The 25,922-nt window shown below is 36.7% G+C and carries 26 protein-coding genes; 5 read left to right on the top strand and 21 right to left on the bottom strand.

All coding sequences use genetic code 11. The annotated features are described in order from the left end of the window. Positions 1-174 precede the first annotated feature (174 nt). Entirely contained in the window at positions 175-1,521 is a 1,347-nt protein-coding gene (locus CD112_RS11265; RefSeq protein WP_002480535.1) for an Nramp family divalent metal transporter, read from the top strand. Positions 1,522-1,602: 81 nt separating this feature from the next. On the opposite strand, the gene CD112_RS11260 is transcribed toward CD112_RS11265, so the two are convergent. From CD112_RS11260 to CD112_RS11200, 13 genes are all read right to left on the bottom strand, one after another. Further along, a complete protein-coding gene (locus CD112_RS11260) occupies positions 1,603-2,229 on the bottom strand; it encodes a DUF4064 domain-containing protein (protein ID WP_061054790.1) in 627 nt (208 codons plus the stop codon). 238 nt (positions 2,230-2,467) lie between these two features. After that, complete coding sequence (gene auxB / locus CD112_RS11255) at positions 2,468-3,613, bottom strand: lipoteichoic acid stability factor AuxB (protein ID WP_371099758.1); 1,146 nt, start codon at positions 3,611-3,613, stop codon at positions 2,468-2,470. Positions 3,614-3,646: 33 nt separating this feature from the next. Continuing rightward, positions 3,647-4,720 (bottom strand): ABC transporter substrate-binding protein, encoded by a 1,074-nt coding sequence (locus CD112_RS11250; protein ID WP_060803908.1) that lies wholly within the window; start codon positions 4,718-4,720, stop codon positions 3,647-3,649. After that, positions 4,717-5,529, bottom strand: coding sequence for an ABC transporter permease (locus CD112_RS11245; RefSeq protein WP_103364341.1), 813 nt, complete (start codon positions 5,527-5,529; stop codon positions 4,717-4,719). The genes CD112_RS11250 and CD112_RS11245 overlap by 4 nt, the downstream gene beginning before the upstream one ends. Then, positions 5,526-6,332: an ABC transporter permease gene (locus CD112_RS11240; RefSeq protein WP_103364340.1), complete on the bottom strand. Its 807-nt coding sequence runs from the start codon at positions 6,330-6,332 to the stop codon at positions 5,526-5,528. Before CD112_RS11240 ends, CD112_RS11245 begins: the two co-directional genes overlap by 4 nt. Positions 6,333-6,335: 3 nt before the next feature. Further along, positions 6,336-7,415 carry an ABC transporter ATP-binding protein gene (locus CD112_RS11235; RefSeq protein WP_103364339.1) on the bottom strand — a complete coding sequence of 360 codons (1,080 nt, stop codon included), beginning with the start codon at positions 7,413-7,415 and terminating at the stop codon, positions 6,336-6,338. Between the two features lie 13 nt (positions 7,416-7,428). Then, entirely contained in the window at positions 7,429-7,968 is a 540-nt protein-coding gene (locus CD112_RS11230; protein WP_002480528.1) for a helix-turn-helix domain-containing protein, read from the bottom strand. 124 nt (positions 7,969-8,092) lie between these two features. Then, on the bottom strand, positions 8,093-8,368 hold the full coding sequence (locus CD112_RS11225; RefSeq protein ID WP_002480527.1) for a UPF0223 family protein: 276 nt from the start codon (positions 8,366-8,368) through the stop codon (positions 8,093-8,095). A 119-nt stretch (positions 8,369-8,487) separates the two neighbouring features. Next, positions 8,488-9,894, bottom strand: coding sequence for a dihydrolipoyl dehydrogenase (gene lpdA, locus CD112_RS11220; protein WP_002480526.1), 1,407 nt, complete (start codon positions 9,892-9,894; stop codon positions 8,488-8,490). Between the two features lie 3 nt (positions 9,895-9,897). After that, positions 9,898-11,211 (bottom strand): dihydrolipoamide acetyltransferase family protein, encoded by a 1,314-nt coding sequence (locus tag CD112_RS11215; protein ID WP_103364338.1) that lies wholly within the window; start codon positions 11,209-11,211, stop codon positions 9,898-9,900. Between the two features lie 340 nt (positions 11,212-11,551). Beyond that, a complete protein-coding gene (locus CD112_RS11210) occupies positions 11,552-12,529 on the bottom strand; it encodes an alpha-ketoacid dehydrogenase subunit beta (RefSeq protein ID WP_002480524.1) in 978 nt (325 codons plus the stop codon). Between the two features lie 3 nt (positions 12,530-12,532). Continuing rightward, on the bottom strand, positions 12,533-13,645 hold the full coding sequence (gene pdhA, locus CD112_RS11205; RefSeq protein ID WP_002480523.1) for a pyruvate dehydrogenase (acetyl-transferring) E1 component subunit alpha: 1,113 nt from the start codon (positions 13,643-13,645) through the stop codon (positions 12,533-12,535). A 169-nt stretch (positions 13,646-13,814) separates the two neighbouring features. Further along, positions 13,815-14,447, bottom strand: a complete 633-nt coding sequence (locus CD112_RS11200; protein WP_002480522.1) for a YkyA family protein — start codon at positions 14,445-14,447, stop codon at positions 13,815-13,817. Between the two features lie 124 nt (positions 14,448-14,571). Between CD112_RS11200 and def the strand changes: the two genes are divergently transcribed. Further along, complete coding sequence (gene def, locus CD112_RS11195; RefSeq protein ID WP_103364337.1) at positions 14,572-15,132, top strand: peptide deformylase; 561 nt, start codon at positions 14,572-14,574, stop codon at positions 15,130-15,132. Positions 15,133-15,192: 60 nt separating this feature from the next. Here def and CD112_RS11190 read toward each other — a convergent pair whose 3' ends face one another. Then, the gene (locus tag CD112_RS11190; protein ID WP_103364336.1) at positions 15,193-15,465 is read right to left on the bottom strand and encodes a hypothetical protein; all 273 of its coding nucleotides are present in this window, start codon (positions 15,463-15,465) and stop codon (positions 15,193-15,195) included. Positions 15,466-15,846: 381 nt separating this feature from the next. On the opposite strand from CD112_RS11190, the gene CD112_RS11185 reads away from it, so the two are divergent. Together CD112_RS11185 and rnjA are read left to right on the top strand one after the other, a co-directional pair. After that, positions 15,847-16,062 (top strand): DNA-dependent RNA polymerase subunit epsilon, encoded by a 216-nt coding sequence (locus CD112_RS11185; RefSeq protein WP_002480519.1) that lies wholly within the window; start codon positions 15,847-15,849, stop codon positions 16,060-16,062. Then, the gene (gene rnjA / locus CD112_RS11180; RefSeq protein WP_060803906.1) at positions 16,062-17,987 is read left to right on the top strand and encodes a ribonuclease J1; all 1,926 of its coding nucleotides are present in this window, start codon (positions 16,062-16,064) and stop codon (positions 17,985-17,987) included. The genes CD112_RS11185 and rnjA overlap by 1 nt, the downstream gene beginning before the upstream one ends. 76 nt (positions 17,988-18,063) lie before the next feature. Here rnjA and CD112_RS11175 read toward each other — a convergent pair whose 3' ends face one another. The 3 genes from CD112_RS11175 to CD112_RS11165 all read right to left on the bottom strand — a co-directional run bounded on the left by CD112_RS11175 (position 18,064) and on the right by CD112_RS11165 (position 21,208). Beyond that, positions 18,064-18,723 carry a potassium channel family protein gene (locus CD112_RS11175; protein ID WP_002480517.1) on the bottom strand — a complete coding sequence of 220 codons (660 nt, stop codon included), beginning with the start codon at positions 18,721-18,723 and terminating at the stop codon, positions 18,064-18,066. Positions 18,724-18,818: 95 nt separating this feature from the next. After that, positions 18,819-19,856, bottom strand: a complete 1,038-nt coding sequence (locus CD112_RS11170) for a cytochrome d ubiquinol oxidase subunit II (RefSeq protein ID WP_002480516.1) — start codon at positions 19,854-19,856, stop codon at positions 18,819-18,821. Next, positions 19,853-21,208 carry a cytochrome ubiquinol oxidase subunit I gene (locus tag CD112_RS11165; protein WP_002480515.1) on the bottom strand — a complete coding sequence of 452 codons (1,356 nt, stop codon included), beginning with the start codon at positions 21,206-21,208 and terminating at the stop codon, positions 19,853-19,855. Before CD112_RS11165 ends, CD112_RS11170 begins: the two co-directional genes overlap by 4 nt. A 191-nt stretch (positions 21,209-21,399) precedes the next feature. On the opposite strand from CD112_RS11165, the gene CD112_RS11160 reads away from it, so the two are divergent. Further along, the gene (locus CD112_RS11160) at positions 21,400-21,636 is read left to right on the top strand and encodes a glutaredoxin family protein (RefSeq protein WP_103364335.1); all 237 of its coding nucleotides are present in this window, start codon (positions 21,400-21,402) and stop codon (positions 21,634-21,636) included. Positions 21,637-21,971: 335 nt separating this feature from the next. Here CD112_RS11160 and ptsP read toward each other — a convergent pair whose 3' ends face one another. From ptsP to CD112_RS11140, 4 genes are all read right to left on the bottom strand, one after another. After that, positions 21,972-23,693, bottom strand: coding sequence for a phosphoenolpyruvate--protein phosphotransferase (gene ptsP, locus CD112_RS11155; RefSeq protein ID WP_023015945.1), 1,722 nt, complete (start codon positions 23,691-23,693; stop codon positions 21,972-21,974). A 1-nt stretch (position 23,694) separates the two neighbouring features. Further along, positions 23,695-23,961 carry a phosphocarrier protein HPr gene (locus CD112_RS11150; protein ID WP_002480512.1) on the bottom strand — a complete coding sequence of 89 codons (267 nt, stop codon included), beginning with the start codon at positions 23,959-23,961 and terminating at the stop codon, positions 23,695-23,697. A 167-nt stretch (positions 23,962-24,128) separates the two neighbouring features. Further along, the gene (locus CD112_RS11145) at positions 24,129-24,671 is read right to left on the bottom strand and encodes a hypothetical protein (protein WP_002480511.1); all 543 of its coding nucleotides are present in this window, start codon (positions 24,669-24,671) and stop codon (positions 24,129-24,131) included. Further along, positions 24,661-25,875, bottom strand: coding sequence for a class I SAM-dependent rRNA methyltransferase (locus CD112_RS11140; protein ID WP_023015946.1), 1,215 nt, complete (start codon positions 25,873-25,875; stop codon positions 24,661-24,663). Before CD112_RS11140 ends, CD112_RS11145 begins: the two co-directional genes overlap by 11 nt. Positions 25,876-25,922 lie beyond the last annotated feature (47 nt).

The raw sequence follows: 25,922 nt of genomic DNA, 5'->3' as shown, positions 1-25,922 counted from the left end.
GATTTAGACAAAGTTTGCCTTATACTACTTTGTTTAAATCAGCTTTTCTTTTTCACCTACATCTCGTTGCTTACAATTTTAAACGTAAAAAACAGTTTTATTAGGTTGACCTAATTTTATTTTTACTGTATTATTAAACCATTGTTAGAACATAGAGAAGTGGGGGTGACCTTCTTGACTAAAAGACAGGTCAATTATAATAACGACAGCTTAGACGAAATCAACAATACTGTCAGTTTCAATTCAAACAGCAGTATCAAGCAGAAATTCCTTTCATTCTTAGGACCGGGCTTACTGGTTGCAGTAGGTTATATGGATCCTGGTAACTGGATTACCTCCATGCAAGGCGGAGCCAAATACGGTTATATTCTGCTTTTTGTAATATTAATTTCAAGTTTGTCTGCCATGTTGCTTCAAAGTATGACAGTCAGACTCGGTATCGCATCAGGCCATGACTTAGCACAAGTCACAAAACGTTTTTTAAATAAACCTTTAGCATTTATATTCTGGATCATAGCTGAACTCGCAATTATTGCGACAGATATCGCAGAAGTTATCGGCAGTGCCATTGCGCTTGATCTATTATTCGGAATTCCATTGCTTGTCGGTGCGATCATCACAGTACTTGATGTCTTTATCTTATTATTTATTATGAAATTCGGTTTCAGAAAAATTGAAGCCATCGTCGGTACGTTAATCTTTACTGTACTCGCAATCTTCATCTTTGAAGTTTATATTGCTTCACCTGACGTTGTCAGTGTATTAAATGGTTTTATACCTAGCAGTCATATCGTTACACAACAAGGTGCCTTATATATTGCCTTAGGTATTGTTGGTGCAACGATTATGCCGCATAATCTTTATTTACACTCATCTATCGTCCAATCAAGAACATATAATCGTAAAGATGAAGCTTCTAAAGCACAAGCCATTAAATATGCGACAATTGATTCAAACATTCAATTGACTATCGCATTTGTGATTAACTGTTTATTACTTGTTCTAGGTGCTGGTTTATTCTTCGGTACAGGCAATGCAGATAATCTTGGCGGTTTCTATGACTTATATCAAGCCTTAGAACAACAACCGTTGCTTGGCGCATCTCTTGGCGGTTTAATGAGTACTTTATTCGCAGTCGCTTTACTTGCGTCAGGTCAAAACTCAACGATTACAGGTACCCTAGCCGGTCAAATCGTTATGGAAGGTTTCATCAACTTAAAATTACCAAACTGGGTAACACGATTAATCACACGTTCTATCGCAATTATTCCAGTTATCATTTGTTTAATTATCTTCCATGGTAATGAAAGTATGATGGAACAACTCTTAGTCTTTTCACAAGTATTCTTAAGTATTGCTTTGCCATTTACTTTAATTCCGCTTCAACTTGCGACAAACAACAAAGACTTGATGGGAAGATTTAAAAACAAATTATGGATTAACATAATTTCATGGTCATTAATTGTTATCTTAAGCGGATTAAACATCCATTTAATCATCCAAACATTCCAAGAACTGTAAACAAAAGCTATACAATAAAAATAAAGCAGCTGCAATCCAGTAAGTTTCCCCTTTACGGATTGCAGCTGCTTTTTAATTTTATTATTTGAAATCGTCTAAATCATGTCTGCGTGGACGTTCATGATCGTCTCTTCTACGTTGTTTAGCCAATTCACTTTCATTCGCATTTTCTTCATAATGTGCTTCGTGATTAGCTTCTGAATCAAATTTGTCATGCTCTGCTTTGTCTCTTACCTGTTTGCCTTCAGGTTTGATTTTTTCATGATTGTTTGTGTTTTCATTATCACGTGTAATGTCTTCGAAATAGCCATGATTTCTGTCGTACTCTTTGTTGGCTTCACGTTTAGCTTGGCTTCTTCTAACAAACAACATAATCGCTACAATAAAGAATAAAATAGATGCGATAAAGTTTGAGAAGTATAAACCAACTAGTGCCGCGACAATTAAAATAATACCTGCAGCAATGCGGTTTTTCTTACTTAATACAAGACCCACTGCTGCGATAATTGCGACAACAATCAAACCAATCGTTGTGAAGACCATTGTTTGATGCAAGAATTCAGGTGACATACTGGAATCCCCTTGTTTTAACAGAATGTCAGCCAACATGCCATCCTTCATGAATGTACCGATTAAGAACAGCAACATGTAGAGTACTGTCAGACCTACACCGATCCATCCAATGATTCTTTCTACTTTTCTATTCATTGTAATACCCTCCTGATTAAGCGAAATTGAAGCGTCGCATTATATTCTTCGCTGACTTCATCCGCTTTTTTAAGGCCGCTTAACGGGTCTTATAAACGTAACTACCCTTAAAGCACTCAATTTATGCATAAATCAATTTAAATTTCATTTATTTCAACTATGCAATAGAAAATTTTTTGGTTTTTTACCAAGATAAAAACCGAAAGCAACGATAGTCATTGCTTTCGGTTTATCAAAATTATGATTTTTTATCTGAATCTTGTGCTTGTGTATCTTCAGTTGACTGTACGTCATCTTCTTTTGTTTCTTGCGTTGTCGGTGATTTACCTTGGTTGAATGAACGACGTTCTTCAAAGTTCATGCGTCGTTGATTCACAGCACTCGGACGATTTTTACGTGCTTCTTTCGCACGACGTTTTCTTTCTTTTTTCTCACGTTTACGTGCTGCTTTCTCTTCAGCTGTTTCACCTTTACGCGGTTCAACATCACGATATTTTACTTCTTCAGGCTCATCAGAAGGTTCTTGCATACGCGCTTGTTCACGCTCATATGCATCTTGTTCTTGTTGTTCTCTGACTTCTTCTTCTGATTTTTGTTTATATTTCGCCTGACGTGATAAGAATTCAGGTTCACTTTCATCTTCACGTCTTGTGATTGGTTCTTCAGACTGTACAGGTTCTTCTGTATCTTCTGTTTGATGTGTCTCTTGTACTCTGTCTTTTTTCGGTACATATGGTTTCACATCATCTTCTTCGTCATCATACTCATCACGTTTTTCATAAGAAGGTTCATAACGTGGTGTTCTCTCGTCTTCTGGATAGCCATGTGGACGTCTTACAGGTTCACGGTCATATCTATCATAATCATCATAACCGCCCTCATATGGTACATAACCACCGCCATAACGTGGTACAGTTTCTATTCTATCTTTACGCGCAAACATCATAATTGCGACAATGAAGAATAGTACTGGTATGACGATTGTTGCGAGTAGTAACACTAAAGGCAATGTAATGATAGATGCAACTAAGAAGAGAATTCCAGATAACACTCGGATATTCATAGAAATGAGTGCTAAGAATGAAATTAATAAACAGACAATTAAATAAACAATGACAGCCCAAATACCGTTTTGAAGCCAAATCACAAATTGTGTTGTATTTAAACTGTTATTTGCGAGCACTTGTTGTGCTAAATCATTATTGTTGATTGACTGTTCAAGATTTTGAATTGATGTATTGTTGCTGAATGACACAAGCGCAATAAACATAGTAATTACTGTTAATAACAATAATCCAATCCAGTTCAGCCAACCTAAGACTTTTTCTGCCACTCTGCTGACTGGACGTTTTATTTGTGTATATTGTGGTTCTTCAGACATCATTAACACTCCCTACTCTACTTACTAATCAAAATATTATTGTAATGACATTTTGAAATTCAAAAAATGCTCATTATAATCATTTAAAATATCTTTACCCAAATCTTTATAGACTTCAAGCCTACTTTGTGTTTCTTTTGAAGGATAAAACCTTTGATCATTTTTAATTTCTTTCGGTAAACGCTTTTTAGCCGCTTCATTCGGCGTCGCATAACCGACCCATTCAGTATTTTGCTTACTGTTTTTTGGGTCTAACAAGAAATTAATAAACTGATACGCACCTGCTTGGTTTTGTGCTGTTTTTGGGATTACCATCGTATCGAACCACAAGTTAGAGCCTTCTTTTGGGACGACATAGTCAAATTCAGGATTCTCTTGTACAATCGGTGCTGCAGTGCCGCTCCATACGACTGCAATATTCGCTTCGTGTTGTTCTAACATCATCGTTACTTCATCACCGACAATCCCTTTGACTTGAGGGGCTAAATGCGCTAAATCCGCTTCCGCTTCATCTAAACGTTTCGGATTCGTTTCATTTAAGCTGTAGCCGAGTTTATTCAAACTTAAGCCCATCACTTCCCTCGCACCATCCACTAATATGATATCATTTTTAAACTTCGGATTATATAAACTTCTCCAACTTGAAAAATCATCATGTGGATAGGCGTCTTTATTATAAAGTATACCCACTGTACCGAAGAAGTAAGGTATAGAATAACGATTATGTTTATCATAATCCATATTCATGTAATTTTTATCTAAATATTTCATGTTTGGCAGCTTACTATGATCTAGAGGAACTAATAAATCATCCTTTTTCATCTTTTGAACCGTATATTCACTTGGAAATGCGACATCATAATGCGTACCGCCATTACGAATTTTTGCTTCCATCGCTTCGTTTGAATCAAACGTTTCATAAATCACTTGTATGCCAGTTTCTTTCTCAAACTTATCGATTAACTCCGGGTCGATATATTCTCCCCAGTTATACACATAAAGTTTCTTGCCTGATGCTTGATGTGCTTCACTGCCATACCATTTACTGATCCCTAAACAAATGACTCCTATCACCAGTGCACCGATAATCAATTGTAAAAATCGCTTCATCGCAGTACACCTCGTTTCAAGGACAAGCGGCGTTTTGTATAACGCTGAATCATATAGTATCCGATAATACCAATGATGATAACGCCAAAGATTAACGTTGAAATCGCATTGATTTCCATACTAATACCTTTACGTGCCATCGCATAAATTTCTACTGATAACACACTAAAACCGTTACCTGTCACAAAGAAGCTGACAGTAAAGTCGTCTAATGAGTAAGTCAATGCCATAAAGAAACCAGCCATAATCGCAGGCATCAAATTCGGAATCATGACACGATTTAAAATCTGCCATTCTGTTGCGCCTAAATCTCTCGCAGCCACAAACATATTTTGATTCATATCACAAAGTTGCGGCAACACAATAATGACTACAATCGGAATACAAAACGCAATATGCGAAATTAAGACCGTCCAAAAGCCGAGCCCCATTCCTGTAAAATGACCGATAGCAGTAAACATAATTAAGAATGACGCTCCGATTACTACATCAGAAGAGACCAATAACACATTATTTAACGTCATAAATGTCAATTTCAAACGTTTCTGACGTAAATGATACAGCGCAATAGCACCAAACGTACCAATTACAGTAGACACAGCCGCTGCTAATAATGCCACCGCAATCGTATTGAATAAGATAGCCATTAAACGATCATCTTGAAATAAACTTTGATAATGTTCTAACGTGAAGCCTTCAAAATGAATCATATTGCCGCCTGAATTAAAGGAATATACCATTAAGAAGATAATCGGTATATATAAGCCGATGACTAATAACCAAAGATAGACTTTGCCATACCATGTCATGATCTACGTCCTCCTTCGTTGCCCGATTTCGTGATGACTAACACGAACGCCATAAATAAGATTAAAACAATCGCAATAGTTGAACCCATGCCATAGTTTTGAATCACTAAGAATTGTTCTTCAATAGATGTCCCGATATTAATCACTTTGTTACCCGCGATTAAACGCGTAATCATAAACAGTGACAAAGCTGGGATAAACGTGACTTGTATTCCAGAGAGTACGCCTTCTTTCGTCAAAGGTAAAATGACTTTTAAAAACGTCGTCCAACGATTGGCACCAAGGTCTGTAGACGCTTGAATTAAATTCTCAGGAATCGTCTTCATGCTATTGAAAATCAGTAAAATCATAAATGGGATATAAATATAACTCGCAACGATAATAAACGCAGACGCAGTAAATAATAGTTCCATATGAGGAAGATGCATCACATTTAATATTTGATTGATAATACCATCATGACTCAAAATCCCGATAAATGCATACGTCTTGAGAAGTAAATTAATCCACGTCGGAATAATTAATATTAAAATCCACATGTTTTGATGTACAGATTGACGAATAAAATAGGCTGCTGGATAACTGATAATCAATGTGACGAGCGTAATGATGGCCGCATATAGAATAGAAATCCCCATCATTTTGACATAACGCATACTTAAAATCTGTTGATAGTTCGTCAAACTGAAATGGCCTTGGTTATCTAAAAATGAGAAATATACTAATAAAATTACTGGAATGATAATAAAACCTACCATCCAAATCATATAAGGAACCATTAAGTATTTATTTAATTTTGTCATCGTTTAGTCCTCATAACTTTCAATACGTTTATCAAATTCCGCTTCTGTTTCACCTGGCACCATGATATGAATCGCATCTGGTTCAAAATACAAACCGACTGTATCTCCAACCTTCGCTTTCTTTGTCGTTTGAATCATCCATTCATAACCTTCTTGGTCCTGACATGTGACTTCATAATGCACACCTCTAAACAAGGTAGACTTCACAACTGCTTTAAATAAACCTTGAGTTTGATTTGTAATTAAAATATCTTCAGGACGAATGACTACTTCGATTTTAGTCCCTTCAGGGATTCCCATATCCACACATTCAATTTCTTTATCATAAATATTTACTAAACGATCTCGCACCATCGTGCCTTCGATAATATTAGATTCACCGATAAAGTCAGCCACAAAGCGATTGACCGGTTCATCATAAATATTAATCGGTGTATCAAATTGTTGGATTTTACCTGCTTTGATAACCGCAATATAATCACTTAAGGCTAGTGCTTCTTCTTGATCATGTGTGACAAAGATAAATGTGATGCCTAAACGTTTTTGAAGTGCACGTAATTCATACTGCATTTCTGTACGCAACTTTAAATCTAAGGCAGATAGAGATTCATCTAACAATAAGATCTTAGGTTCATTCACAATGGCACGCGCAATGGCCACACGTTGTTTTTGTCCGCCACTCATTTCATCAATCGTACGTTGTTCATAACCTTCTAATTTTACGAGCTTCAACGCTTCAGCCACTTTCGCTTTAATCGATTTGTTTGATAGTTTCTTCAATTTCAAACCAAAAGCAATGTTTTCATACACATTTAAATGTGGAAATAACGCATAATCTTGAAAGACTGTGTTTACTTGACGTTTATTAGCTGGAATCCCATTGATATTACGGTTTCCGTATAATACGTCTCCTGAATCTGCTTGTTCAAAACCTGCAATAATTTTTAAAATGGTTGTTTTACCACATCCCGAAGGACCTAGTAAGGTATAAAATTTTCCTTCTTCGAAATCAATAGAGATATCGTCTAAGATGGTTTTGCCATCGTATTGTTTACTCACTCCTAATAACGTTAATAGCGACATATGTTCTTTCCTCCTATAAGTACGATGCAGTAACCACCATCATGGCTTTCGTTTCTGTATCAGTTTGATTAGACAACTGATGTTTATCATGTGCTTTAAAATAAAGCGCATCTCCTGCTTTGGCATGATAGACATGTTCTCCAAGTGTTAAAGTCAGCTCTCCTTCTAAACAATATATGAATGTATCTGAATCAGAAGGTTTAAAATTTTTATATGCAGTATGCGGATGTAATTGAATAAATAACGGTTCCATTTCAAATTCATTCGAACGGGCAATCGGCCACGTTAAAATATAACCTTCATCATATTCGTCATAGACCGTTTGTTCATCCTTTGGATACAACACCTTCTCTGCTTCTTTTTCTTTAAAAAAAGTCTCTGGTGATGTTCCGAGCACTTCTAATAATTGTAGAAAGGTTTCCATACTTGGTGAGGATTGTCCGCTTTCTATTTGTGAAATATAGCCTTTAGATAAATCTGTCCGCTCTGCTAATTCTTCTTGTGTCAGCTGTTTGATTTTACGTAAATTACGTAATTTCAATCCAATATTCATGAATGACCTCACTCTCTTGCTTAAAAAATGACATAAAAAAAGCACAGTTCTGTTTAGTATTAGTAAACTTTAAGATTAACGCTTACTAAAAATAACAGAACTGCACCTGATTTACAATATAATTTTAATCATTTGCACTAAATTTTTTAGTTTCAGTTTCGTTTTTGATACGTTTGATCGCACGATAGCTATTATAGCCGCTGCCTTTTTCAAAATCATCTAAGATATTCTTCTCATCTGCTTTACCTGGAACGACTTTTTTAAAGTTGCGATAAGCGTTCATAAAGTCATCTCTGTCGACTTGACGTTCATAATAATCTTCAACACGATTAAAGAAATGAATCACATCTATCATTTCTTCTTGAGACCAATCGACATCAATAGGATATTGATATTCCATATATATATTCCTCCTATCTATTTGATTTCAGCCATATTATAACATGTATGATAAAAAAACCGCCGAGCTTAAAAGCCCGACGGTTTCAGTTTATATGCTTATTCTAATGTTGGGTGTTATTACATAGTGTGGATTGGTAATCCAAGTGCTTTTTCAGCTGCTTCCATGCTCATTTCACCTAATGTTGGGTGAGCATGTACTGTTAATGCGATATCTTCAGCATTCATACCAGCTTCAATTGCTAGACCTAATTCAGAGATGATGTCAGAAGCACCTGCACCAACAATTTGTGCACCTACTAATGTGTCATCTTCTTTAAGTGTGATCAATTTAACGAAACCAGTAGTATCGTTTAATGATAACGCACGGCCGTTTGCTGCGTAAGGGAATTTAGAAGCTTTATATTCTAAACCTTCTTCTTTCGCTTGCGCTTCAGAAAGACCTACTGTTGCGATTTCTGGTTCAGTGAAGCACACTGCAGGCATACCGATGTAATCTACTGCTGATTTTTCACCAGAGATTGCTTCAGCTGCTACTTTACCTTCATAGCTTGCTTTATGAGCAAGTGGTAAACCAGGAACGATATCACCGATAGCATAGATGTTATCAAGTGAAGTACGGCTTTGTTCGTCAACTTCTAATAAACCGCGGTCTGCGAATTTAAGACCTAATTCTTCAAGACCCATTTCATCAGTGTTTGGACGACGACCTACTGTAACTAATACGTAATCAGCGTCGATTGTTTTTTCTTCGCCTTTAGCTTCGTAAGTTACTTTAACGCCGTTTTCTGTTTCTTCAGCAGATTTAGCCATTGCTTCAGTAACAATTTCCATACCTTTTTCTTTCATTTTTTTCTTAACAGGTTGTGTTAATTGTTTTTCGAAACCGCCTAAGATATCTTTAGCGCCTTCTAAGATAGTAACTTCTGTACCGAAGTTCGCAAATGCTGTACCTAATTCAGAACCGATGTAACCGCCACCTACAACAACTAATTTCTTAGGTGCTTCTTGTAAGTTTAACGCACCAGTTGAATCGATTACGCGTTCGCCGAATTTGAAATTAGGAATTTCAATCGGTCTAGAACCTGTTGCGATAATCGCATGTTTGAAGTTGTAAGTTTGAGCGCTTTTTTCGTCCATTACACGTAAGCTGTTTTTGTCGTGGAAGTAAGCTTCACCTTTGACAATTTCAATTTTGTTTCCTTTTAATAGACCTTCAACACCGCCTGTTAATTTGTTAACTACAGACTTTTTGAACTCTTGAACTTTTTCGAATTTAAGTTCAACGTCTTTAGCGATGATACCTAGATCTTCAGAGTTTTTAGACTCTTGGAATACGTGTGATACGTGTAATAACGCTTTAGATGGGATACATCCTACGTTAAGACATACACCGCCTAATTCGCCTTTCTCAACGATTGTCACTTTTTGACCTAATTGTGCTGCGCGGATTGCGGCAACATAACCGCCAGGACCTGCTCCGATTACAATAGTATCTGTTTCAATTGGAAAATCACCAACTACCATGTTTTACCCCTCCATTAATAATAATTCTGGATTATTTAATAAACGTTTGATGTGGTTCATTGCGTTTTGACCAGTAGCTCCGTCAATTTGTCTGTGGTCAAAGCTTAATGATAATGCTAATACAGGTGCTGCAACAATTTCCCCATCCTTAACAATAGGTTTTTGTGCAATACGACCAATACCCAAGATAGCAACTTCTGGGTGATTGATTACTGGTGTGAACCATTGGCCGCCTGCTGAACCGATGTTACTGATTGTGCATGATGCACCTTTCATTTCGTCAGAAGTCAATTTACCGTCACGTGCTTTAACAGCAAGTTCGTTAATTTCATCTGAGATTTCGAACATTGATTTACGATCAGCATGTTTAACAACCGGTACTAATAAACCGCGGTCTGTATCTGCAGCGATACCAATGTTCCAGTAGTGTTTGTGTACTACTTCACCGTTTGCATCATCAAATTCAGTGTTTAATGCTGGGTATTTCTTAAGTGCTGATACTAATGCTTTAACAACATATGGTAAGAATGTTAATTTAGTACCTTGTTCCGCAGCAATTTCTTTGAATTTCTTACGGTGATCCCATAATGCTTGAACTTCCACTTCGTCCATTAATGTTACGTGAGGCGCAGTGTGTTTAGAGTTAACCATTGCTTTCGCAATTGCTTTACGCATTGCAGGGATTTTTTCACGAGTTTCTGGGTATTCGCCTTCAGCTGATACTGGTGCTGCAGCTGTTTCTTGTGATGCTGCTTCAGTTGCTGGAGCTTCGCTAGTTTCTGCACTTGGTGCATCTCCGCTTAAGTAAGCTTCAACGTCAGCTTTAGTGATACGGCCGTTTTTACCAGAACCTTGAACTGCTTTGATATTTACATTGTTTTCACGTGCAAATTTACGTACAGAAGGCATTGCTTTAACTCTTCTGTTTTCATCTACTTCTTCGTCAGCAGCTGGTGCTACGTTTGAAGTATCTTGTTCTGAAACTGATTGTGCTTGATCTTTAGTTTCTTCTTGGCCTGCATCTTCTTCTTGAGCAGAATCGTTACTGTGTCCGCCTTTGAATGACATTTCTTCAGCGTCTGGAGAATCAATTTTGATAATTGTGTCGCCAACGACTGCTACAGTTCCTTCTTCTACAACAACTTCTTCGATTGTACCGTTAACTGGAGAAGGGATTTCTACAACAGATTTGTCGTTTTGTACTTCACATAGAATATCGTCTTCTTGGATTTCGTCTCCAGCTTTTACAAACCACTTAACAATTTCACCTTCGTGGATACCTTCACCAATATCGGGTAATTTAAATTCAAATGCCACGTTCTTGTCCTCCTAAAAGTCAATTTAAGTCACATAAACCAGCACAAAACAATTGATTAAAACAAAAGTGTCTTCAAGTCTGTACATAAGCCTTGATTAAACTACTGATAATATAATCAATTTGATGTTCTAGTTTATAGTTTGACATAAAACTTGATTTCGTTTCAATGAAATCTATCTTCAATTTATTTTTACTACTTCTTAACAAACCATTTGCCCTTGCAAAGTACATGAGATCGCAAGAGCAAATTTGGTTGTCTGACTTATGGAAAGCTGAAGTGTTGCTTCAACTATACCCATAAGTTCATTTAAATATGCCGACTCACGCTCTATTAAACAATTAGAAGTTTAAAGTAGCTTTTGCAGATTCGACGATATCGTTTTTGTTTGGTAACCAAACATTTTCCGCTTCAGTAAACGGATAAACAGTATCTGCTGCTGCAACACGTGCAATCGGAGCTTCTAATGAAAGGATTGTGCGCTCAGATAGTTCAGCTGCTACTTGTGCACCTACGCCAGCTTGACGTTGTGCTTCTTGAACTACTACTGCACGGCCAGTTTTTTCAACTGAAGCTACTAATGTATCGAAATCGATTGGTTGTACTGTACGTAAGTCGATAACTTCCGCTGATACACCATCTTTTTCAAGTTCTTCCGCTGCTTTTAATGATTCTTGAACCATTGCACCGTAAGCGATAATTGTGATGTCATCGCCTTCTTTTTTAACGTTCGCTTTACCAAGTTCAATTGTGTATTCCTCTTCAGGAACTTCTTCACGGAATGAACGGTATAATTTCATGTGTTCTAAATATACAACTGGGTCATTGCTTCTGATTGCAGAAATCAATAAACCTTTTGCATCATATGGGTTAGATGGGATAACTACTGTTAATCCTGGTGATTGTGCCAAGATACCTTCTAAGTTATCTGCGTGTAATTCTGGTGTGTGTACACCACCACCGAATGGCGCACGAATTGTAACAGGTGCAGTTTTTGTGTTACCTGAACGGAATCTTGTACGTGCAATTTGACCTGCAACAGAGTCAAATACTTCGAATACGAAACCTAAGAATTGGATTTCCATTACTGGACGGTAACCTTCTACCGTTAATCCAAGTGCTAAACCGCCGATACCTGATTCAGCAAGCGGAGTATCGAATACACGATCTTCACCGAATTCTTTTTGCAGACCTTCCGTTACACGGAATACGCCACCGTTAACACCAACGTCTTCACCAAAAAGCAAAACATTTTCATCGTTTTGAAGTTCAGTTTTAAGTGCGTTGTTAATCGCTTGTACCATTGTCATTTGTGCCATGGCTTACTTCGACTCCTTCTCTTTGTAAATTTCATACTGTTCTTTTAAGTTTTGAGGCATATCTTCGTACATGATTTCCATCAAGTCAGTAACAGTTTGTTTTTCAACTTTATCAGCTGCTTTAATTGCAGTTTTGATTTCGTCTTTTGCACGTTCGATTACTTCGTTTTCTTTTTCTTCATTCCATAAGCCTTTAGCTTCTAAGAATGCTCTGAAACGAACTAATGGGTCTTTTTTCTCCCAATCAGAATCTTCATCTGAAGTTCTGTAACGTGTTGGGTCATCCCCAGCCATTGTATGTGGACCATAACGGTAAGTCATAGTTTCAATTAATGTTGGGCCTTCACCGTTAACTGCACGATCACGTGCTTCTTTAGTTGCTTGATATACAGCTAATGGGTCCATACCGTCAACTTGAATACCAGGGATACCTACTGCGATTGCTTTTTGAGCTAATGTGATTGCAGCTGTTTGCTTGCTTCTTGGTGTCGAAATCGCGTAGTTGTTGTTTTGAATTACAAAGATTGCCGGCACTTTATAAGCCGAAGCAAAGTTGATACCTTCGTAGAAGTCACCTTGTGATGAACCGCCGTCACCTGTATAAGTGATAGCTACTGCTTTTTTACCGCGTTTTTTAAGACCTAATGCAACACCGGCAGTTTGAATATATTGTGCACCGATGATGATTTGAGGACTGAATGCGTTTACACCTTCAGGGAATTGGTTTCCTTTAAAGTGTCCTCTTGAGAATAAGAATGCTTCTGTAAGTGGTAAACCGTGCCAAATGATTTGTGGAACATCACGGTAACCTGGAAGAATCCAGTCTTCTTTCTCTAATGCATATTGTGAAGCTAGTTGTGAAGCTTCTTGACCAGCTGTTGGTGCGTAGAAGCCTAAACGTCCTTGTCTGTTTAAAGAAACAGAACGTTGGTCTAGGACACGAGTCCATACCATTCTTTCCATTAATTCAACTAATTGCTCATCAGTTAAATCAGGTACTAAGTCTTCATTCACTACTTTACCATTTTCGTCCAATACTTGGACCATCTTAAATTGTGCTTCAGTATCTTTCAATACTTGCTCAGCGTCGAATTGGGCTTGTAACTTCGGAGCCATTCAATTCACCATACCTTTCCCGTATAATAGAAAATTCATTTCATCCATAAATTAGTATAGCATAGTTTTGTATAACTGTTAAATGAATTGTAAAACTTCTGTATCACTTGTGTTAAGTACAGTTATAAGACCTGTACCAGTCATTATACTAAAACTGTATCAGTGTTGTTTATTTGATTTGTTGAGCCGCTTCCATTTGTTTTCCGCGCTCGTCACGAGTTTTGCTATATTTTTTAATTTTGTCATTTACCTCTTTATAAGAGTCGTCAATTGCTTTTGTTTTTTCATCAATCTGTGATTGTTCTGCTTGACCGTTAGTTTTTACAATGTATTCAAATAAATCTTTTTCTTTGTCTAAACTATTGTTGTAAGCTTTCGCATATTCATCATGTGCTTTATAGTTTTTCTCAAATGCTTTGTTTGTTTTTTCTATGCCGGATCTTCTTTTATCGTTTCTAATATCCTTTGTCCGCTTTTTAGCCTCTTCAAACTTTTTCTCAGATGCATCAAAAGCTTTTTCTTCTTTTTTAAATTCATCTTTACGTTCATTTACATTACTTACAATATCTTTAGAAGTTTTAACAACCTTCTGTGTATCTTTACCGTTGATTTTCTTAGCTAAATCATTTTTCTCGTTTGTAAGTTTATTTAGTTTTTCACCGACTTTTACGGCTTCGTCTTCTTTTTGTACGGCTTCTTTCAGTGTCTTGTTGTACTCTTTAATCTGATGGCTGTCTGTTGAACAAGCACCTAATAATAGAGAGGATGCAATCACTAAACCAAATGTGCTTTTAATTTTCATGCTTCAAATTACCTCCTTGGGGATTTCAATAATGATGTTAATTAATTTTAAGCGATTTCGCAAATACTTTTCTGTTCTATCCGGAAGTTTTTTGTTATATTTTATAATAAGGACGGTGTATGACATGATTACTATGAAAGATATAATCAGAGACGGACATCCGACACTTCGTGAAAAAGCTGAAGAAGTTAAATTTCCTTTATCAGATGAAGATCGTAATAAAATCAAAGAAATGCATGAATTCTTAGTCAATAGTCAAGATGATGAAATTGCACGTAAATACAATTTACGTGCAGGTGTAGGTATTGCTGCACCACAACTTAACATTTCAAAGCGTATGCTTGCTGTGCACTTGCCAGATGATGGTAACGGCAAATCATACGAGTTAATGTTAATCAATCCGAAAATCGTCAGCTACAGTGTACAAGAAGCATACTTGCCTACAGGTGAAGGCTGCTTAAGTGTAGATGAAGATATTCCAGGACTTGTGCATCGCCATCATCGTATTACAGTTAAAGCTAAAGATATTGATGGCAATGATATCAACTTACGACTTAAAGGCTATATTGCTATTGTTGTACAACATGAAATCGATCATTTAGACGGTATTATGTTCTATGACCACATTGATAAAGAAAATCCACTTCAACCTCACGAAGATGCTATCCGTCTGTTTGATGAATAAACATAAATTGAGAGGTCGCATAAAGCGGCCTCTTTTTTTATATACACTGCTATTTCCTTATTATATGAAGATATCTTTACGACAATGATACGTAACATTTAAACGTTCTAAACCTTCTTTATGTTCAGGCAACATACTTTTATCCACCCACTCTGGATCATGGTTATGTCGTATAAAATGATGATTATCTGAGACATTATCTACAACTTCTTCGTATTCAAAGAACATCACAATTTCTTTCCCACGTTTTTCAAACAAAATACCTTGAAACAATTTATCTCGTCTTTCCTTTTCTCTTTTTACATCTTCAATAATTCTTTTAGCCTTACTCATTTTCCTCACCTGCTTTTAGTCTCTAAATCATTGGACCCGCTTCGTTTTCTCTTTTATATATTTTACCACACTTATTTTGACTTTCTCTTTTTGATAAACATTCCCCTAGCTTTCCTTGTCGCTAAGTAAAACCGCTTTATTTATTGAATTACATCATGTAAAATAAATAATAACTGTATATGTATGGAGAAATCTTCATGCATGACTAACTAGAACGTCATTTATAACAAACCTAGCAAACATACTGGGCAGTTAAGCTGGTATGTTGTATTTATTTTAAGAAAGAACACAATGATGAAACAAACCACAAAGAATAAACTAGGCTTGTATGAACAATAAATTAAAACAACTGAACATATTTTTAGGAGGAAACAATATATTATGGCAATTTACAAAGTATTTTATCAAGACGACAGAGCAGAAGTAATCGTGCGTGAGAACACACAAACGATTTACGTAGAAGGAAATTCAGAAGAAGAAGTAAGAAAATATCTGAAAGACCGTAATTACAATATCGAGTTCATTACTAAATTAGAGGGCGCACATTTAGAATATGAACAAAAATCTCCAGACTATCAAGTGGAGCATATCCAATAATGAAACAACTCAAAAATAATGAGGTCGGTGTATACGCAATCGGCGGTCTCGGCGAGATCGGTAAGAATACGTATGCAGTGGAGTATAAGGATGAAATCGTCCTAATCGATGCGGGTATCAAATTCCCAGACGACAATCTACTAGGTATCGATTATGTCATCCCGGATTACTCATATCTTGTTCAAAACAAAGATAAAATTATCGGCCTATTTATTACCCACGGACACGAAGACCATATCGGCGGTGTGCCCTTCTTATTAAAAGAACTTAACGTACCGATTTATGGCGGTCCTTTAGCACTTGGGTTAATCAGAAACAAATTAGAAGAACATCATTTATTAAGAACAGCTGAATTGAATGAAATTACAGAAGACAGCGTCATCAAGTCAAAACACTTCAATGTTTCATTCTATTTAACAACACACAGTATTCCAGAAGCATACGGTGTTATCGTTGGAACACCTGAAGGTAATATTGTACACACGGGTGACTTCAAATTTGATTTCACACCTGTCGGTACACCAGCTAATATTGCGAAAATGGCGAAACTCGGTGAAGAAGGCGTTTTAGCCCTTTTATCTGATTCAACGAACTCACTCGTTCCAAACTTTACTTTAAGTGAACGTGAAGTCGGCCAAAACGTCGATAAAATCTTCCGTAAATGTACAGGAAGAATTATCTTTGCGACATTCGCATCTAATATTTACCGTGTTCAACAAGCTGTAGAAGCTGCGATTAAATATAACCGTAAAATTTTAGTATTCGGCCGTTCAATGGAAAACAACATTAAAATTGGTATGGAGCTCGGTTATATCAAAGCGCCACCTGAAACATTTATCGAACCAAGCAAAATCAACTCTGTTCCTAAACACGAACTCTTGATTTTATGTACAGGTTCTCAAGGTGAACCGATGGCTGCGTTATCACGTATCGCAAACGGTACACACAAACAAATTAAAATTATTCCTGAAGATACAGTCGTCTTCAGTTCATCACCTATCCCAGGTAATACGAAAAGTATCAACCGCACAATTAATGCTTTATATCGTGCAGGCGCTGATGTTATTCACAGCAAGATTTCAAACATCCATACTTCAGGTCACGGTTCTCAAGGCGATCAACAATTAATGTTACGCTTAATCCGTCCGAAGTATTTCATGCCGATTCATGGTGAATACCGTATGTTGAAAGCACATGCGCAAACTGGCGTTGAGTGCGGTGTAAATGAAGACAACATCTTTATTTTCGATAATGGTGATGTCTTAGCCCTAACAAGAGATTCAGCACGTAAAGCTGGACGTATTCCTTCTGGCGATGTATTGGTAGATGGAAGCGGTATCGGTGATATCGGTAATGTAGTCATCCGTGACCGTAAATTACTATCTGAAGAAGGTTTAGTAATTGTCGTTGTAAGTATCGACTTCAACACAAACACATTACTTTCAGGTCCAGATATCATCTCACGTGGTTTCGTTTATATGCGCGAATCTGGTCACTTGATTTACGATGCACAACGTAAGATCAAAACTGAAGTCATTTCTAAGTTGAACCAAAACAAAGACATTCAGTGGCATCAAATCAAATCATCAATCATTGAGACATTACAACCTTACCTGTTTGAAAAAACAGCACGTAAACCAATGATTTTACCAGTGATTATGAAGGTCAATGAGAACGGTGAACAAATCACACCGACGAAAAAACCTAAATCATCTAGACCTAAACGTACAAATAAAAAACAAAACCCAAAACAAAATCAAGAACCAAAACAACACAATAGTAAAGAAAATCATAAGCATGCGACAAACAAACGTCCTTCAAATAATGGTCAGAAAAACCGTAAACCAAGAAATCATAAACCACACCATAAAAAAGAAGGCAACGCTAAACCAAAACAACACGAAGAAAAGTCTAAACAAGACTAAGCTCCTATAAATTAAAGATAAATATAGGAAAAGCACATTCCACGCGGAATGTGCTTTTTGTTTGTATAAGGTTGTGTTAGTGGACAAGTTTTTTCTCGAAGCGATTTAAGTCGTTGTCGTGTCCAATCATAATTAAGATATCGCCAAGTTCAATATTCATATTCGGATCTGGAGAAATAATAACATCTTTATCACGTTTAATCGCGATAATATTGATACCGAAGTTTGCACGGATATCTAAATCTACAATCGTTTGACCCGCAATACGTTCATTCGCTTTGGCTTCAACAATTGAATATTCATCCGCAAGTTCCAAGTAATCCAAGACACTGGCACTCGCAATATTATGCGCAATTCGACGTCCCATATCTCGTTCAGGATGGACAACTAAGTCAGCACCGATTTTATTTAAAATTTTCGCATGGTAATCGTTTTGGGCTTTCGCAATAACCTTCTTAACCCCTAATTCCTTAAGTATCAGAGTTGTCAAAGTACTTGTTTGAATGTTTTCACCAATCGCCACAATGACTTGATCAAAGTTACGAATCCCTAAACTTTTCATTACCGCTTCATCTGTTGTATCTGCGACTACCGCATGTGTCGCGATTTCACTATACTCATTTACGCGGGCTTCACTTAAGTCGATAGCCATCACGTCCATGCCTAACGCATTTAATTCTCGGACTATACTGCCGCCGAAACGACCTAATCCTATCACAACGAATTCTTTTTCCATTTCTCTTACAACCTCCGCAAAAATAAAGATGAGACAAGGCTCTGTTCAATCATAGACAACCTATGATTGTGCCTCGCCTCACCTTAGACTTAATATTAATAATAACCTTCATCATTCTTACCTTCAACATAATCTTTATTGAAGATGAATAATCTCATTAAGAAAATCAGTGATGGAACAAGCATCAATAATCCAACGACTGCCGCAATGGTTAAGGCCCATGCCATCGGGTCATCTGTTTTGTGAATGTCTCCATTGATATATGGATACAAGATGTATGGCCATTTACTTAAACCATAACCTGTCACGGCTGTAGCCATTTGAATCACAACTAACATAAATGCTGTTCCCGGTGATTTTTTCATTATAGATAAAATCCAAGCTGCTAACAAGCATAATATACTGATTAAGAATAACCACCAGTATTGATTAACCGCAACATCAAAGTGTTGCTTGTTTTGACTGCGTAATGTGATGAAAGTAAATAATGATACTAAAGCCATCGGAGGACCCCAGAAAACAAACCACATACGAATAATATTATAGGCCTTCATGTTTTCTGCTTTGCGTGCATAATACGCAAGGAATCCTGATGAAATATACATTACTGAAACTAAAGCTAAGAATACAACTGCCCACGCAAATGGACTAAAGAATAAATCTAACCAATTTAAATCGACACCTGTACCTGAGCTTGTTTTATGAATATAGCCGCCTTCTGAGATAACAAGTCCCATACTTAATGCAGCCGGGATGAATAACCCAGATACACTATGCAAGACGAGCCAAGAGAATTTTGAATCTGGTCCATAGTTTTGGAATGCATAGAAACTACCGCGAATCGTAAGTAAGATTAAAGCGATAGATCCTGGCACTAACAGAACCGAACCATAATAGTACGCGAAATCTGGGAAGAAACCGACAATTCCTACGGTAAAGAATACTAAGAATACGTTTGTGACTTCCCAAATCGGGTTCAGATAACGACCGATAATCGGTACTAATGTGCTTTCAGTACCTCTTAATTTCGATTGTAAAATGAAGATACCTGCACCAAAGTCAATTGAAGCAATAACGATATACAAGAATAAGAACAGATACAAAACGATCATTCCAAATGCTGTAATACTCATGATGCTTCACCTCGGCTCTCTTCTAATTTTTCCACATCTTTATATGGCGGGTTATTCTTGAACATACGGATTAATACATATGCTGCAGTGAATAAGATGATGAAGTATACGACACCAAATGCGATGGTAACACCTGGTAAACCGCCTGCATGTGTAGCTGCTTCAGACACTCTCATGTAACCTCTTAAAATCCAAGGTTGACGGCCCATTTCTGTTAAGAACCAGCCGAACTCAATCGCAAGCATAGCTGCAGGACCTGTTAATAATATGCCATACAGCAATATTTTGTGTGTTGAGAACTTACGCCATTTCTTAACTAGTCGTGTTAAGACGTAAATACCTGAAACAACGAAACAAAAGATACCGCTTGTCACCATTAAGTCAAAGAAGTAATGGACAATTAACGGCGGCTGTTCATTTTTAGGGAATTCATTTAATCCTTCAACTTCTGTATTGATATTGTTGTCAGATAAGAAGCTGAGTAATGCTGGAATTTTAATTGCACCATGCACTTCTTGATTTTTCTCATCTAGTACACCAAACAGAACTAAGTCTGCACGTTTTTCAGTATCATAATGCCATTCATATGCTGCTAGTTTTTCAGGTTGTTCATTGTGTAAGAACTTCGCTGATAAGTCCCCAGCAAGCATAGAACCTAGTGTAAAGACTAAACCGACAATCATAGTCAGTTTCAATGCTTTCTTATGATATTCTCTGTCTTTTTCAAATTTATTTTTCAATAATTTAAATGCTGCAATCGCCGCTAAAATAAAGGCCATTGTCATAATTGCTGTAGTAATTACGTGGAAGGCTCTGACACCAAATGATGAGTTGAACATTGCTGCTACTGGATCAACATGAATCATTTTGCCGTTTTTCAATTGGAAACCTTCAGGCGTATTCATAAATGAGTTCACTGATGTGATGAAGAAGGCAGATAATGTACCGCCTAATACCACTGGAATACTCATAATCAAATGTGTCCATTTGTTTTTGAATCGTTCCCAAGTGTAGAAATAAATACTAAGGAAAATTGCTTCAAAGAAGAATGCGAAGACTTCCATGAATAATGGCAAGGCAATCACGTGTCCTGCAATCTTCATAAATTGTGGCCAAAGCAATGACAGCTGCAACTCGATAATCGTACCTGTTACAACCCCTACCGCAACAGTTACCGCATAGCCTTTGGCCCATCTCTTAGCTAATGTAATATATTTTGCGTCATTTCTTTTAACACCAAGAAATTCAGCAATTGCGAACATAAGCGGCATCCCCACACCGATAGTCGCGAAGATAATATGCACAGCTAAGGTCATGGCAGTTAAAAATCTGCTCAGTTCTACTGCTTCCATAATATCACCCTGTTTTTCTCTATATTTTTGTTACTGTCTAATGCCCGCAACGTCTCAGATGAAATGTGGAGGAAATTGTTTACACAAGATCCAAAAAAACTTGAAACATTCAAATATAGGCGATTTGCTTGATTTTTAATCGTTCCTTTAATACAGTAAACACATCAATAAAATGTAAAGGAAGATAAAACATGCCGAATGTAGTCATTTATACACAAAACGACTGTCCACCTTGTCAGTTTGTGAAAAATTATCTCGATCATCATCACATTGCATACACTGAGAAAAATATTTCAAACTCACAATATCGCAATGAAATGATAGATTTCGATGCATTTTCAACGCCATTTATCTTAATCGATGACACACCTATGTATCAAGTGGACATAGATAAAATCAACACATTACTCGATATCGATAAAGACTGACTTAAAAATGAATGCATTCTATTTTAAATTACCTTTAAGGTAAATGATTCAAACAATTATGCTGTAATCTGCGTTCATAGACACAGTACCTTATATGTTACGCTCTCATATGCTAGTTTACAATTATTCTAATCAAGATTTTCATTATATTTATACAGAATTTAAATCTTTGTCACAAATTTGTAAAACACACAGTATATACCACGTAATTAAATTCTTTGTATGTTGATTACATTACTCAAATAATAAGTAAATGTTTGTACACTAATAAAACCGCGATGAAAATGAATTGGACATTCATTTCATCACGGTTTTTATTAATATTTTATCAATGATTATGCATGTTTCGTATAGTCTTCTACTAAAGCAACAACTTCTTCTGATGTTGCACAGTTCACTGCTTTCGCTGCTAAGTCTTTCATTTGCGCTTCGCTTAAGTTTCTGATTAAACGACGTGCTTTAAGGATTGAAGTTGCACTCATAGAGAACTCATCTAATCCAAGACCTAACAATAATGGAATTGCAGTTTGGTCTCCGGCCATTTCGCCACACATACCTGTCCATTTACCTTCAGCATGAGACGCTTCGATAACACGTTGTACCAAGCGTAAAATAGCTGGGTTATATGGTTGGTATAAATAAGACACACGTTCTGACATACGGTCAGCTGCCATTGTATATTGGATTAAGTCATTTGTTCCGATACTGAAGAAGTCTACTTCTTTCGCAAAGACATCAGCAAGTGCTGCTGTCGATGGAATTTCAACCATGATACCGACTTCGATATCATCTGAAACTTCAACACCTTCATTTTTAAGGTTTTGACGTTCTTCTTCTAATAATGCTTTCGCATCACGGAATTCTTGAATTGTCGCAACCATTGGGAACATAATGTTTAATTTTCCGTATACTGAAGCACGTAATAACGCGCGTAATTGCGGACGGAAAATTTCTGGTTGTGCTAAGCACAAGCGGATTGCACGATAACCTAAGAATGGGTTCATTTCTTCAGGTAAGTCTAAATAAGGTAATTCTTTGTCTCCACCGATATCTAATGTACGAACAACCACACGTTTGCCTTTCATTGCTTCAAGAACTGCTTTGTATGCCTCAAATTGTTCGTCTTCAGTCGGCATTTGATCTCTACCCATATATAGGAACTCAGTACGGTATAATCCGATACCTTCTGCACCATTTTCAACTACACCAGGTAAATCGTTTGGTGTACCGATGTTTGCAGCTAATTCTACATGATGACCATCTTCTGTTACAGATTCAGCATCACGTAATTTTTGTAATTCTTGTTTATCTTTGAAGAAGTTATCACGTTTTTCTTGATATTGTGCTACAACTTCGTCACTTGGGTTAACAATAACATCACCTGTCATACCATCAACAATAATGATGTCGCCCGCTTCAACTTCCTCAGTAATCGTTTTAGTACCAACGACTGCTGGGATTTCTAAAGAACGGCTCATAATTGCAGAGTGAGATGTTCTGCCTCCAATGTTTGTCACAAATCCTTGCACATATTGTTTGTTCAACTGTGCAGTATCTGAAGGTGTCAAGTCATTCCCGATAATAACGACACTTTCATCAATGATACTTGGGTTTGGTAAATCCACACCTAAGATGTGTGCTAATACACGTTTAGAAACGTCGCGAATATCCGCTGCACGTTCTGCCATGTATTCGTTGTCCATTGATTCAAATATTGTGATAAATTGATTTGAAACATCTGTTAACGCTTGAGCAGCATTAACGTTTTCATTTTTAATTTTTTCTTCAATAGGTTGGATAAGTTCTGGATCTTCAAGCACTAATAAATGTGCATCGAAGATAGCCGCTTTATCTGCGCCTAATTGTTGTTCGGCATTGTTTCTGATTTTAGTCAATTCAACTTTTGATGTGTTAAGTGCGCCGTTAAATTTAGCAACTTCAGCCTCTGTATCAGTCACTGTTCCGTTATCAAACGATAGGTCAGGTTCTACTAATAGATAGGCTTTTGCGATTGCGACACCATCAGATGCCGCAATCCCTCTAATATTTTTAGTCATATTAGTTAGTTAAACCTTCTTTAGATAAAACGTCAGTGATAGCTTGAATTGCATCAGCTTCATCGCTTCCGTCAGCATAGATAGTAATGTCAGCATCTTTACCTACGCCTAAGCTCATAACACCCATAATTGATTTTAAGTTGACTTTTTTACCGTTATATTCAAGTTGAATATCTGAATCAAATTTTGAAGCTGTTTGTACAAGCATTGTAGCTGGACGAGCATGAATACCTGTTTCGTCGATGATAGTGTATGATTGTTGTTCCATAATAATCTTTCTCCTTCGCATCCATTAATTGGTGAGTGACTCACCTGAACATTATTACACCTTAACATTACCAAAATATGACGCTAAATTCAATTTCTTTAATCCATACAGGGCAATGAATTTAGCGTTTTTGTGAAAATATGCACAATTTAATTGACAACTCGGTTTTAAATTAATTTTTTGGCAACGTTTTCACATTTATCGATGTGCTCGTCACCTAATTTTTTCATGAAATAATAACTGATTGATGCTGCGATCGCTTGACCGACAACCGGGAACCATCTTGTTTGTTTCGCAGCTGTACGTTTAGCAACATCTTTAACGACCATTTTCAAGATACCTTTTGAAACCGTACGTCCGATGAATTGACTGCCTTGGATTGATGCTGCGACTAATACACGTTCTTTTAAATCATCACTCATACGGTTCACTTCTTTATGATCTAAACCGTAAATTTTATTAATATCTTCTATAATATCTTTCATCAGCTTTAAATCGACCCCAAAATCTAATCCTGGAATCGGAATGACACTTGCTGAAGATGACAATAATGCTTTCTTTCTTACTAATTCTTCAGCGCGTTCACGTCTTTTTGCTAAATCCTTTTTATTCTTCGGTAAACGCCCTTTACCTACGACCGGATCAATTTTCAACATTTTATTTCCAATTTTGTCTGTAGATTTTTTAATGAATTTATCTTTAATCCCCATAATAGTCCTCCTCGATTATTACTTCTTCCACTTTTTCTGATACCCGAACAAAGACTACTTTTAAATATTTTGATGGTTTATAGTGCGGATGTGTTTTAAAATCTTTCGGAAGTCCCATTGCTTCTAAAATTTCAAAATCTACATCTTGTGCATCAAGCGTTCTCTTAATCATGTTTTTAAACGCTTTTGAAGTTAACGCACTTGAGTTTGTACTTAAAATTAAAGTACCTCCATCATTTAAAACAGGTAAAGCTTCTTCAATCAACTTATGATAGTCTTTTTGAACCGTAAAGACTTTCTTTTTATTACGCGCAAAACTTGGCGGATCAATAACAATCGTGTCATAAGCCTTATTGTGTCTTGCCGCATAATGATAGAAGTCAAAAGTATCCATGACATAAATATATTGTGTTTTCGGGTCAATACCATTTACCCCAAAATTCTCCTCTGTCAAACCTCTAGAACGATTTGCAAGGTCGACACTAGTTGTTTCTGCTGCTGTTTGTGCTGCAATGACAGAGAATGCCCCTGTATAACTAAATAAATTCAAAACACTGCGGTCAGGTGCATAAACATCACGTAATTTTTTACGCACTTCTTTTTGGTCTAAGAAAATTCCTGTCATCGGTCCATCATCTAAATCAACATTATAGAACGTAAAGTTTTCTTCAATAACAATTGGGAATTCCGGTGCTTCCCCTGTTACGAAACCACTAGATACTTCACTGTCTTTAAAACGTGTCTTCTCAAAAATTGAAGTATAAGGAAAGACAGCTTGAACAGCTTCTAAAATATCAGTTCTGAACGTATAAATCCCTTTTGAATACCATTGGATTAATAAATGACGATCGTAGTAATCAATTGTTAAACCGCCGACACCGTCTCCTTCTGCATTAAACAATCTGAATGCATTTGTACCATCGATATCAAAGTAGTATTGACGATAATCTAAAGCTTCTTCAAATAGTGCTTCAAAAAATTCTTGATTAATTTCTTCTTCAGCATCATAGCTTAAGACCCAACCTAATCCTTTATGTTGGCGCCCAACGTATGCTGTCGCAATGTATCGGCCATCATCAGTCACAATATGAAAAATATCACCATCTTCTAAATGACTATGTTCATAAATATCTTCTTCATCCACTAATGGATACTGATTTAAATACTTTTGTTCTTTACCTTTATTTAATACTGCTGTCTTCATATTATTATTCCGCCTTCTATGTGTAGTTACTTTTATCTTAACGTATC

Source organism: Staphylococcus simulans, assembly GCF_002902285.1.
Lineage (GTDB): Bacteria > Bacillota > Bacilli > Staphylococcales > Staphylococcaceae > Staphylococcus > Staphylococcus simulans.
Note: the sequence above shows the minus strand (reverse complement) of the source record. Positions and strands in the feature narration are given on the sequence as shown.

Excerpts from the sequence above, each read along its gene's own strand:
- CD112_RS11260 (WP_061054790.1), bottom strand. The coding sequence starts at position 2,229 with ATGAATAGAAAAGTAGAAAGAATCATTGGATGGATCGGTGTAGGTCTG.
- auxB (WP_371099758.1), bottom strand. The coding sequence starts at position 3,613 with ATGATGTCTGAAGAACCACAATATACACAAATAAAACGTCCAGTCAGC.
- CD112_RS11250 (WP_060803908.1), bottom strand. The coding sequence starts at position 4,720 with ATGAAGCGATTTTTACAATTGATTATCGGTGCACTGGTGATAGGAGTC.
- CD112_RS11245 (WP_103364341.1), bottom strand. The coding sequence starts at position 5,529 with ATGACATGGTATGGCAAAGTCTATCTTTGGTTATTAGTCATCGGCTTA.
- CD112_RS11240 (WP_103364340.1), bottom strand. The coding sequence starts at position 6,332 with ATGACAAAATTAAATAAATACTTAATGGTTCCTTATATGATTTGGATG.
- CD112_RS11235 (WP_103364339.1), bottom strand. The coding sequence starts at position 7,415 with ATGTCGCTATTAACGTTATTAGGAGTGAGTAAACAATACGATGGCAAA.
- CD112_RS11230 (WP_002480528.1), bottom strand. The coding sequence starts at position 7,968 with ATGAATATTGGATTGAAATTACGTAATTTACGTAAAATCAAACAGCTG.
- CD112_RS11225 (WP_002480527.1), bottom strand. The coding sequence starts at position 8,368 with ATGGAATATCAATATCCTATTGATGTCGATTGGTCTCAAGAAGAAATG.
- lpdA (WP_002480526.1), bottom strand. The coding sequence starts at position 9,894 with ATGGTAGTTGGTGATTTTCCAATTGAAACAGATACTATTGTAATCGGA.
- CD112_RS11210 (WP_002480524.1), bottom strand. The coding sequence starts at position 12,529 with ATGGCACAAATGACAATGGTACAAGCGATTAACAACGCACTTAAAACT.
- pdhA (WP_002480523.1), bottom strand. The coding sequence starts at position 13,645 with ATGGCTCCGAAGTTACAAGCCCAATTCGACGCTGAGCAAGTATTGAAA.
- CD112_RS11200 (WP_002480522.1), bottom strand. The coding sequence starts at position 14,447 with ATGAAAATTAAAAGCACATTTGGTTTAGTGATTGCATCCTCTCTATTA.
- def (WP_103364337.1), top strand. The coding sequence starts at position 14,572 with ATGATTACTATGAAAGATATAATCAGAGACGGACATCCGACACTTCGT.
- CD112_RS11190 (WP_103364336.1), bottom strand. The coding sequence starts at position 15,465 with ATGAGTAAGGCTAAAAGAATTATTGAAGATGTAAAAAGAGAAAAGGAA.
- CD112_RS11185 (WP_002480519.1), top strand. The coding sequence starts at position 15,847 with ATGGCAATTTACAAAGTATTTTATCAAGACGACAGAGCAGAAGTAATC.
- rnjA (WP_060803906.1), top strand. The coding sequence starts at position 16,062 with ATGAAACAACTCAAAAATAATGAGGTCGGTGTATACGCAATCGGCGGT.
- CD112_RS11175 (WP_002480517.1), bottom strand. The coding sequence starts at position 18,723 with ATGGAAAAAGAATTCGTTGTGATAGGATTAGGTCGTTTCGGCGGCAGT.
- CD112_RS11170 (WP_002480516.1), bottom strand. The coding sequence starts at position 19,856 with ATGAGTATTACAGCATTTGGAATGATCGTTTTGTATCTGTTCTTATTC.
- CD112_RS11165 (WP_002480515.1), bottom strand. The coding sequence starts at position 21,208 with ATGGAAGCAGTAGAACTGAGCAGATTTTTAACTGCCATGACCTTAGCT.
- CD112_RS11160 (WP_103364335.1), top strand. The coding sequence starts at position 21,400 with ATGCCGAATGTAGTCATTTATACACAAAACGACTGTCCACCTTGTCAG.
- ptsP (WP_023015945.1), bottom strand. The coding sequence starts at position 23,693 with ATGACTAAAAATATTAGAGGGATTGCGGCATCTGATGGTGTCGCAATC.
- CD112_RS11150 (WP_002480512.1), bottom strand. The coding sequence starts at position 23,961 with ATGGAACAACAATCATACACTATCATCGACGAAACAGGTATTCATGCT.
- CD112_RS11145 (WP_002480511.1), bottom strand. The coding sequence starts at position 24,671 with ATGGGGATTAAAGATAAATTCATTAAAAAATCTACAGACAAAATTGGA.
- CD112_RS11140 (WP_023015946.1), bottom strand. The coding sequence starts at position 25,875 with ATGAAGACAGCAGTATTAAATAAAGGTAAAGAACAAAAGTATTTAAAT.